Here is a 9787-nt window from a genome sequence, read left to right on the forward strand (position 1 = left end):
ATTTATCACCCAGGAAAACAATGGGCTTGAGATGTTTATATGTCTCTAATACATAATGTTTAGAAACTCCATCAGCCTTAAATACTTCTAAATTATTCCCATCAATCACGATTACGGCATCATAAGTCACTGAAGGCTCGCCATTTTGTCTTCCATCTACTGGTATTTCATTGCCATCACTAGATTTAACAGGGGCTGCGTTCGGTGCTAAAGTTTCCACAATAGCTTTTTCTGCTTCAGCCCATATTTTAATATCATCTATTGATGACGCATTTACACCGTCATGAACGAGCAAGGCAATTTTTCGCTGTTTAATATCAGATGCAGGAAAAGATGAGGTACTTAATCTTTTCGAAGATGCAATTACGGGTTGGTGCAGACTATCTTGCTGTTTAGGGGGAGTTTTAATACCTAACTCTTTAGCAACATATTCAGCTAAGTCCAAGTCAATATTAGCTAAGACAGCGTAAACTACACGTCTGCGGATATCTTCCGATTTAACCTTAGATAATTCAAAAGAATATGCATCCTTAATATGCTGTTGTTCATGTTTTTCCAAACTATGGTAGTGCATTGTGGCTTGCGAGAAATGATCAGCGAAACTTTCTGGTCGAACTCTTAGTTTGCTGCCTTGTACTTCTTCAGTATGTGTCTTGAAGGCACCACTGTCATTAGGTGATTCTCTTGGCCAATTTTCATCAACAGAATTAGGTTCATAATTTGCCTTTCCTTTATAAACTTCGTGATTAGCATAACCACCTCGTCTATTCGTATGAAAAGGACAAACGGGTTTGTTAATTGGAATTTGATTAAAATTTACCGTACCTAGTCTGTGTAAGTGAGTATCCGTATAGCTAAACAGCCGTCCTTGTAAAAGGGGATCGTTACTAAAATCTATACCTGAGACAATATTTGCAGGACTAAAAGCAACTTGTTCTGTTTCTGCGAAAAAATCATCTGTATTTTTGTTTAAAACAAATTTACCTAGTGGAGTGACTGGTACAAGTTCTTCTGGGATTAATTTTGTAGCATCTAAGACATCAAAGTCCCATTGTTTTGCATCTTCTTCAGCGAAAATTTGTGCGCCTAATTCCCATTCCGGGTAATTGCCACGCTCAATAGCATCCCACAGATCACGTCTGTGAAAATCGGGATCTTTGCCATTAATTTTTAGGGCTTCATCCCAGACGACTTGAGCTACCCCTTGCTTTGGAGTCCAATGGAATTTCACTAAGAATGCTTCATTATTCTTATTAATCAATCTAAATGTATGAACACCAAAACCTTGTATAGAGCGTAGATTTCTTGGAATTGCTCTATCAGACATTATCCAAGTAGTCATATGTGATGCTTCGGTGTTTAAAGAAATAAAATCCCAGAAAGTATCATGGGCAGATTGACCAGTTGGAACTTCATTGGCATCTTCTGGTTTTACTGCATGAACAAAGTCCGGAAATTTAATAGCATCCTGAATGAAGAAGACAGGGATATTATTCCCCACCAAATCATAATTTCCTTCTTCAGTATAAAATTTTATAGAAAAACCTCGTACATCTCGAACGACATCAGCCGAACCTCGCCCACCTTGAACTGTAGAAATACGGACAAAGATAGGGGTTTGATTATTTGTGTCCGTTAGGAACTTGGCTTTAGTCCATTTTTCATTACCGGTATAAGCTTGAAAGTAACCATGAGCACCGACCCCTCGAGCATGTACAACACGTTCTGGAATACGCTCACGATCAAAATGAATAAGTTTATCCCTTAGAAGAAAGTCCTCGAGAAGAGTAGGGCCTTTCTCATTAATTTTTAGACTATTTTGATTATCAGCTACGGGAACACCTAAAGAAGTGGTAAGAGTTTTACGGCGAATTCAAACATGAGGTGCGACAGTTTCAAAAGCCATATGATAATCAACAAGCTGAGCAAATTTCTCTAATGGTGTAAGCCAATCTAACGCCTTTCTAGGACGAGTATTCAGTGACATGGCAACTTGATTTAAATAATGCTGATCTGCCTGATTTAAATCAATCCCTTTAGGTAAATATTGCCTAATTAAACCATTCATATTTTCGCATGTGCCTTTTTGCCAAGGTGAATGTGGGTCACAGAAATATACATCTATGCCTAAATCTTCTTCGAGTATTTTATGTTCTGACATCTCGCGTCCACGGTCATAGGTCAACGTTTTACGCAGTTCTGCAGGTAAATATTTCAGAGCTTCAGTTAAAGCCTTGCGCACTGATTCTGCCTTTGCATCAGGTAATGTTGCCAAGATACAGAGCCGTGTATTTCGTTCAATAAGTGTTGCTATCGAACTTTTATTGTCTTTACCTTTAATTAAATCAGCTTCCCAATGACCCGGTATTTTTCTTTCTTGAACTTCGGCTGGGCGCTCATGAATAGTTTTAATATCCTGTAATATAGAATCTTTTTTAGGTTCACCGTTAGCTTTTCGCTTTTTATTTTCATGACGCAGACAGGATAATAAGTCTTTTTTCAACTCACCCTTTGGTAATGCTCGTATCGTTGAATAAATCGTTGTATGGCTTACATTCATTGTTTGATCCAAATCAGGAAATGTCTTTAAACGCTTTGCTATTTGCTGAGGAGACCATAAACAACGGATCGCTTCAACAATAAATTTCCAGAGGATTGAATCGATTTTGAGTTTTCTGTGACCACGTCTACGTCTAGCGAAGGTGTTATCAGAAGCATATCGAGCTTGATAAACGTCATTGATGCTATTTCTTTTAAGCTCACGATAGATCGTACTAGGATGTCTTTTAATGAGTTCAGCAAATTTTCTGGCTGAAAAGCCTTCTTTTCTTGACTCAAGCATTAATGCAGTACGATCTTCAAAGTTAAGATGATGGTATGACAATTTTATAGACTCCATAAACCCTTTAAATTAATTAGGTGGTTTATGTCGCACTTCAAGTTTTACTCTGCCGTGTTTTAAAAAACATCAGAGGTGTTACATTTTAATTTTTGAGTTAAATTGTGTTTGTTTTAAAGGTTTAGGTGTTGATAATAAATGGAAATATATATTTTGTTTTTTACAAAAGGCTAACAATGTTAAATTTTATTCTTAATTCAGATTTATATCTTTTTGATTGGATTTGTGTTTGTAATTTATTGATTTTTTTGAATTTGAAAAAATAAAAATCTGTGTTGGATCAATGAAATAACGAAAGGAATAATAACGGTGCTTGTACTTTCAATAAATAAAGTTAAAAATTTTATAAATTAGATATAATGCTTTTTACTAATTTTAAACACCATAATTTTTTTAATTCCAATGAGTGTGATTTATATCACAGATTGTGAAATGTTTCTTTATTTCAAATATTATAATTATTTACTTAAATTTTTGTATTTTAAAATAAATAAACTAAAGGATTACATTTGTTAACGTTTCTTTTCAAAGTTGTTAATTAATTAAGTGCAAGTGTCAATTATGTTGGTATAAGTTATTTACCGCGAGAGAATTATAATGCCTACTGCAGTAAAAGAGAGAATTTTAAATTTAATAACCGATGCCCATCAGAAATATTTTGAAATAACACAATTTTTTTTAGATCCATCAATGTCACGTTCTGCAAAAGAGTTGAAAGCTTATCATTTCCTAGAAAACGAAATACTTCATTTGGATAGTGATTTCTCTGATTTTCCTACTAATGTTGATCAATTGGCAGTCTGGATGCAGAAACAAAATAAAACACAATTCTTGCATTACAAAGAGTACTTAGAAAGGCGTGAAAATGGGAGTGCAAGGGAGTTTTTTGGAACTACAAGTAAAGCTTATGAATTTTTATACAAAGTAGCACCGACCAAACGTGTAGACGGTGCTTGGCTTTATAGCTTTACGCAGTACTGGAATGATCCAGCTTTTAGAGACTTTATACAAATATATGTTGAGGAGTTGGGGTTAGGTTCTAGCCAAAGTAACCATGTAAAACTTTTCAATAAATTACTTCTATCACTTGGTCTTCATCAATTTTCGATGAATTTGCCTGATGAATATTATCACCAGTCAGCAATACAATTGGCTTTAGCTTATGCTCCATCAGATTTTATACCCGAGATTGCAGGTTTTAATTTTGGATACGAACAACTACCACTTCATTTACTGATTACAAATTATGAACTTAAAGAGTTAGGTATTGATTCCAAATATTTTAACCTACACATTACAATTGATAACTTTGATAATGGGCATGCTCAATTAGCTACAAATGCGATTAAATGTTTAGCCAAACGCTACCCTAATCAATCCGAATTTATTCGTAAATTAAAGATAGGCTTTTTGTTGAATAATCGGGGAGTTAGTTCAGTTCAAATAATAAAGAACCTAAATACTGAGCGAGTGGTTCTGGACATTTTCAAGAGCAAAGCTTTGGTTGGAAAGCACATGCATAATGAGAAATGCAAGTTTAAGAATAAGTCTGTAAATTCATGGCTATCAGAAGAAGAGCAGGTTGAGGAATTCATTCTTGAGCTAATAAAAATAGGATGGATTAAGCTTAATGAAGATCCTGAACATAGCCGATTTTGGAAAATGATCAATGAAGAAGATGGGAAAATGTTTGGTGTTTTCTCTGCTGCAGAAAAAGCTTTTATTTATGATTGGATTGCGGGTGCTAATTTAAGTAGACGCATTAACCCAGTAAATACAGAATATATAAAAAACTTTATAGAACTAAATGATTTTAGTTATTTGTCAGAAAAAGAATTATCGCTGTTACAGCAGCAAATTCAGATATCTACAAATACTGGGCATAAAATTAGCAAATTGATGCCATATTTAGCTCCACATCAACATCACCAAGAGATTGGTTTATGGGCTACGCAAAAAGTAGTTGAGTATATTTTCCCATTCTTAGGCAGTAATTTTAAATAAGAGTAGGCTAACTTATTAATTTATACAGAATAGATGTAGTCTATGACAAATAGATTGCATCTAGCTATTTTTACAAGTATGAAATGAAACACCTATGATTCAAACGGACATTGCGAAGGATTAGGGATTTTTTGAAATTACTTACAAAGAAATAAAGAGTACGATCAAAGTCTAGCCGTACTCTTTATTTTAGGATAATTTAAATAGCTTGCCATTGTTGCTTAACTTCTTCTGAATTTTTAATCAGAACTACTTTGTCATCTTTGACCTCACCAATCCAGCCTGTTGGGATTAAATGATGTTGATCATTTTCATCTCGAGTAAGTTTTAATTGATTATCACCCTCAAGATGGTCAACTGTTCCTACTTTTGTACCACAAGAAGCAATAACATCTGAATGTTTTTTAATATCTTGAATATTTAAAGTACTCATTTCTTAAACTTCTTTTATAAACATTACAATACGTAAGACTTTAAGCTACTGCATATTTCCTCATAATTGTTGGATTTTAAATAATCCTTACATGATGATTTTATAGATTCACTTAAAAATACTGTTTAGTTAACAATGAAACAAAACGAAATAAATAGTTAAATAAGTATCTTTTCATTACAATTTATCTATTTAACTAAACGGATTTTTTCAATTATTATTTAAATAAACTCATTTGAATTAACATTTTAAGAATGAATAGAAAAATATTTATAAAAGGCTCAACTTTAGACATATTAAATCGCTTTGAGCAGTACTCAGCTGAAGAAAAATTAAGTCAACGTCCAATTGTGTTGAAACAGTTGATTCATTCTGTTGGACGATTGCCTGAACCTGCTTCGGGACAAACCTATCAACGCTGGCAAATTTTTGCTCAGATAGCTGGCTTTGACCTAAGTTTAGCTAAGCTTTTTGAGTCCCATTTTGATGCTTTAAGTATTTTGCATGAACTCGGTTATGAAAAAGAAATCGATGAGGAGACATGGGCTGTTTGGGCTGCCGATGGTGGACCAGCGCCGTTACAGGTCAAAAATGGGCTTTGTCATGGAGTTAAGCAGTGGTGTTCAGGTGCTGAATTGATTCATAAAGCATTAATCAGTTTTAAAGATCAACAAGGGAAATCTCAGCTCTGCATTATTGACTTAAACCCATCATCGATCTCGATTGATTCAGCTCACTGGCAAGCTGTAGGCATGCAAGGCACACAGACCGCCAGAGTCAATTTTCAGGAGACCGCAGTCGAGTTTGTTTTTATTTAATAAGCCTTCAGAGGTAAGTCTTTCTAAAATTTGTTGATAGCACCGTGCAATGTCTCCAAGGGTATAGCTTGAATTAATATCTTCAACATTCACTGAAAAGCCATACTGAGGATCAAACTTGGCTCTGACTTTTACCAAGACATTTAAATCCTTTGAAAGTTCTACACCACTTTCTCTTTCAAACTTAAGCACACATTTTCTGTGCTGTAAATTTCCAAATGGTGCCTTTACAACTTGCTATAACTTTATCGGTGTTTTCATCCTTTTCAGCTAACTCAAGATAGTAATGTCCACCCTTAATATTGAGATTGCGGATCTCAGCTTTCACCCATACAGGCTCATTGAAAGTAATTTGAATTACTTCCTGTACTGTGGATAGGTAATCACTAAGAGAAAACTGAGGTTCAGACATTAGATCAATTATTTTAATTGCTTAAGTGAATAGTATTAAAGCAAAGCTAGAAGTGCAAATTGAGAATATTCTAACTTGACCTTGATCATGGTATATGTCGTATTTCTGCTATAGTGGACGAAGTTATAGAAATTCACTTAATTACCGCAAAAAGTTCATCATTTGAAGGACTTTTTTTTGTTGCTAGATAATTTGGAATAAAATGTAAATGAGATCTCAATATAAACCGAGTATATTACTTGGTATTAAGTTCTCCATGATAGTTAATATCAGTTTTCTACCTGCACCTTCCCCAAGTTGCAGGTTTTTTTTGCTTCATTTTTTATTCGATTAGGGTCTGTTGACATTTACTGTTCATAATTAACCCTATAAAGGTAGCCATAAAAATATACAGGCTAAAGCAACAGAACTTTGATAATTTCTTTTGAGCTTGTCATATCGAGTAGCTATTCCTCTAAATTGCTTTAATCTACAAAACATATTTTCAACTAAATGCCTGATTTTATATAAATACCAGTCCATATGGTCATTGTTCGATTGGCTATTTGTTTTCTTTGGTATATTCGCTTTAGTCCCTGTTTTCCTGATCTGTTCACGCAGTGGTTCTGAATCATAGCCTTTATCTGCACATACCACTTTTGTCTCTTTTAAATCTAATGTTGATATTAAATCAGGTGCAACTTTAATATCATGTGTGGTTCCATCGGTAATCATGAAATCAATAGGATTGCCATGTGCATCAACAATCAAATGTATTTTTGAGGAGTTTCCTCCTACACTTTTAGAAATAGATTGATTCGCTATGCCGGCAGAATGTTGATGAGCACGTACATGAGAGCCATCAATAAAAATCCACTCCATATCGGGGCATGAGGCTAGTAATTTGAATAATCTAAGTAACTTACCGCTGCTTGACCAACGATTAAAACGTTTGAAAATAGAGTTTGAATGACCAAAACAACAAGGAATATCTCGCCACGGACAGCCTGTTCTAATTCTATAGAGAATAGCTTCAATAAAATTGCGTAAATTTGAGTTGTGGTGAATGGATAAATTACGCAGAATAACTTTCAACTTTTGCCAGTGTTGATCTGTCAGCATGGTACGAGGCATAGCGAATAGTAAAATTGGGTTTGGCGATTTGATTTTACTACTTCGCTATTTTTTTAAGCTAAAAGTGTCAACACACCCTAAACATTGATCGACTTTATTGGCAAGAGGTATCAAACCTGCTCATAAAAAAGCCGACTTGTTTCAATGTCGGCTTTTGCTGTTTTTTAGGGTGGTTAAAAAATTTTAAATATATGAAAAAACAATATTTTAAAAGATGATTTTGTATAAGCTCTAGGGTCTGTTGAGAATTACCGAGAGTTAATTAAACTCGCGCACAGTTGAATCATGGCTTCAAAACTCGTATCTGTTTTACAACTACGCATCGCTATACGTTTAAATTCTTTTAACTTACAGAAATAGTTTTCAATGAGATGACGCCATTTATACATAATCGTATCAAATCCTCTCATTACTTTTCGATTAGATTTAGGTGGGATCACCACTTTCACTTTACGTTCATTGAGTTCTTGGATGAGCCAATCTGCATCAAATGCTTTATCCGCTAGTAATGCTTGAAAATCAACATCTTCAATTAAAGGTTTGGTTTCTACTAAATCGTGATATTGACCAGGCATTAATCGAAACTTAATAAGGTTGCCTAGACTATCCACTAAGGCAAGAATTTTACAGGTCATTCCACCTCGAGATTTACCTATAGACTGTTTGAAAGTCCCCCTTTTGCACCTTGCCCATGTCGATGAACTTTAACAATCGTTCCATCAATCATGGCGTATTCCAAATCAACATCTTCATTTACAGATGCAAAAATAGTTTCAAATACACCAGCTTTCACCCAATCACGGTATCTTTTAAAGACGGTATTCCATTTACCAAAATGAGGAGGTAGATCACGCCATGGACTGCCTGTACGGGCAATCCATAGGACTGCTTCTAAAAATAATCGATTATCTTTTCCACTACGACCTCGATCGGTCACTTTACCTAGGCAAAAAGGTTCCATTTTTGCCCATTGGGCATCAGTAAGTATGTATCTATCCATAGTACTATTATAAATTAATCAGTAGCCTTTGTTAATTCTCAACAAGCCCTAAAGTAAAATACATAATTTTTTGTATTTAAAAAAATTTAAACAAATGTTTAATACAACCGCATGACACTTGAATTTTTAGATATCTAGTGACATTAGGTATAACATTCATCTAAATTTAAGAAAGCCTCGGGCTTAATATAACAGAGCCACTATAGAAAAAACTATAGTGGCCCCTGATTTTTGTAGTCTTTTGCAAAAACTGTCAGACAATGACAAGTTTTTCGCAAGATTGCTTAAGCACGTGCGCTTGATTCACCGTGTTCACGGTCTAAACCGAAAGCAGTGTGTAGAGAACGTACAGCAAGTTCTAGGTAGTTTTCTTCAATAATCACAGAAATTTTGATTTCTGAAGTTGAGATCATCAAAATGTTGATGCCTTCATCAGCCAGAGCAGTAAACATTTTACTTGCAACACCTGCGTGTGAACGCATACCCACACCTACAATTGACACTTTCACAATGTCATCACGTGTAGCAACTTCGCGTGCACCAATAGCTTGAGCAGTTTCTTGAAGAATTTTTGTTGCTTTTGCAAGTTCGCTGCGGTTTACCGTGAAGGTGAAGTCAGTCGTACCATCTTCTTCAACATTTTGGATAATCATATCCACTTCAATGTTGGCATTACCAATTGGCGATAAAATTTTAGATGCAATACCTGGTTCATCAGGAACACCTAGAATCGTAAGTTTAGCTTCGTCACGGTTAAATGCGATACCGGAGATAATTGGTTGTTCCATGTTGTCTTCCGCCTCAGTGGTGATTAGTGTTCCGACATTCTTTTTAAAGTCTTCGTCGAATGCGCCATCATCGTCATTATCAAAACTTGATAATACGCGTAAAGGCACTTGGTATTTTCCTGCAAATTCAACCGAACGAATTTGTAGAACTTTAGAACCAAGTGATGCCATTTCCAGCATTTCTTCAAATGAAATACGGTCTACTTTTTTCGCTTTTGGTGCAACGCGTGGGTCAGTGGTATAAACGCCATCTACATCGGTATAGATTTGGCATTCATCTGCTTTTAATGCTGCAGCAAGTGCTACACCAGAAGTATCTG

General features: G+C 35.0%; 9 protein-coding genes. 2 read left to right on the forward strand and 7 right to left on the reverse strand.

Features of this window, described 5'->3' with window-relative positions; all coding sequences use genetic code 11:
- Both ABWW28_RS26805 and ABWW28_RS26810 read right to left on the reverse strand, forming a co-directional pair.
- The coding region (locus ABWW28_RS26805; RefSeq protein ID WP_353392866.1) for a catalase at positions 1-1873 on the reverse strand (1873 nt) is incomplete at its 3' end.
- Complete coding sequence (locus ABWW28_RS26810; RefSeq protein ID WP_353392856.1) at positions 1874-2899, reverse strand: IS30-like element ISAba125 family transposase; 1026 nt, start codon at positions 2897-2899, stop codon at positions 1874-1876.
- Between the two features lie 597 nt (positions 2900-3496).
- Here ABWW28_RS26810 and ABWW28_RS26815 point away from each other — a divergent pair.
- Positions 3497-4903: an iron-containing redox enzyme family protein gene (locus ABWW28_RS26815; protein WP_353392858.1), complete on the forward strand. Its 1407-nt coding sequence runs from the start codon at positions 3497-3499 to the stop codon at positions 4901-4903.
- A gap of 199 nt (positions 4904-5102) precedes the next feature.
- On the opposite strand, the gene ABWW28_RS26820 is transcribed toward ABWW28_RS26815, so the two are convergent.
- The gene (locus ABWW28_RS26820) at positions 5103-5336 is read right to left on the reverse strand and encodes a DUF2171 domain-containing protein (RefSeq protein ID WP_279733226.1); all 234 of its coding nucleotides are present in this window, start codon (positions 5334-5336) and stop codon (positions 5103-5105) included.
- A gap of 254 nt (positions 5337-5590) precedes the next feature.
- On the opposite strand from ABWW28_RS26820, the gene ABWW28_RS26825 reads away from it, so the two are divergent.
- Positions 5591-6154 carry a hypothetical protein gene (locus ABWW28_RS26825; protein ID WP_353392861.1) on the forward strand — a complete coding sequence of 188 codons (564 nt, stop codon included), beginning with the start codon at positions 5591-5593 and terminating at the stop codon, positions 6152-6154.
- A gap of 184 nt (positions 6155-6338) precedes the next feature.
- Here the strand turns inward: ABWW28_RS26825 and ABWW28_RS26830 are convergent, their stop codons facing one another.
- From ABWW28_RS26830 to ABWW28_RS26845, 4 genes are all read right to left on the reverse strand, one after another.
- Positions 6339-6566 carry an exodeoxyribonuclease VII large subunit gene (locus ABWW28_RS26830; RefSeq protein WP_004981658.1) on the reverse strand — a complete coding sequence of 76 codons (228 nt, stop codon included), beginning with the start codon at positions 6564-6566 and terminating at the stop codon, positions 6339-6341.
- Between the two features lie 366 nt (positions 6567-6932).
- Positions 6933-7679, reverse strand: coding sequence for an IS5-like element ISAba31 family transposase (locus tag ABWW28_RS26835; RefSeq protein WP_064537862.1), 747 nt, complete (start codon positions 7677-7679; stop codon positions 6933-6935).
- Between the two features lie 248 nt (positions 7680-7927).
- Positions 7928-8679 (reverse strand): IS5 family transposase gene (locus ABWW28_RS26840; protein ID WP_151837326.1). Its coding sequence is split into 2 segments (ribosomal slippage): positions 7928-8343 and positions 8343-8679, totalling 753 coding nucleotides; the frame shifts between segments, so codons are not numbered across the junction.
- A 284-nt stretch (positions 8680-8963) separates the two neighbouring features.
- On the reverse strand, positions 8964-9787 hold an 824-nt coding region (locus tag ABWW28_RS26845; protein ID WP_353392864.1), incomplete at its 5' end, for an aspartate kinase.

This window comes from Brucella sp. NBRC 14130 (genome assembly GCF_040371715.1).
Taxonomy (GTDB): domain Bacteria; phylum Pseudomonadota; class Alphaproteobacteria; order Rhizobiales; family Rhizobiaceae; genus Brucella; species Brucella intermedia.

Bases quoted from the DNA above. Each gene is read 5' to 3' on its own strand.
- ABWW28_RS26810 (WP_353392856.1), bottom strand. From the start codon at position 2,899: ATGGAGTCTATAAAATTGTCATACCATCATCTTAACTTTGAAGATCGT.
- ABWW28_RS26815 (WP_353392858.1), top strand. From the start codon at position 3,497: ATGCCTACTGCAGTAAAAGAGAGAATTTTAAATTTAATAACCGATGCC.
- ABWW28_RS26820 (WP_279733226.1), bottom strand. From the start codon at position 5,336: ATGAGTACTTTAAATATTCAAGATATTAAAAAACATTCAGATGTTATT.
- ABWW28_RS26825 (WP_353392861.1), top strand. From the start codon at position 5,591: ATGAATAGAAAAATATTTATAAAAGGCTCAACTTTAGACATATTAAAT.
- ABWW28_RS26830 (WP_004981658.1), bottom strand. From the start codon at position 6,566: ATGTCTGAACCTCAGTTTTCTCTTAGTGATTACCTATCCACAGTACAG.
- ABWW28_RS26835 (WP_064537862.1), bottom strand. From the start codon at position 7,679: ATGCCTCGTACCATGCTGACAGATCAACACTGGCAAAAGTTGAAAGTT.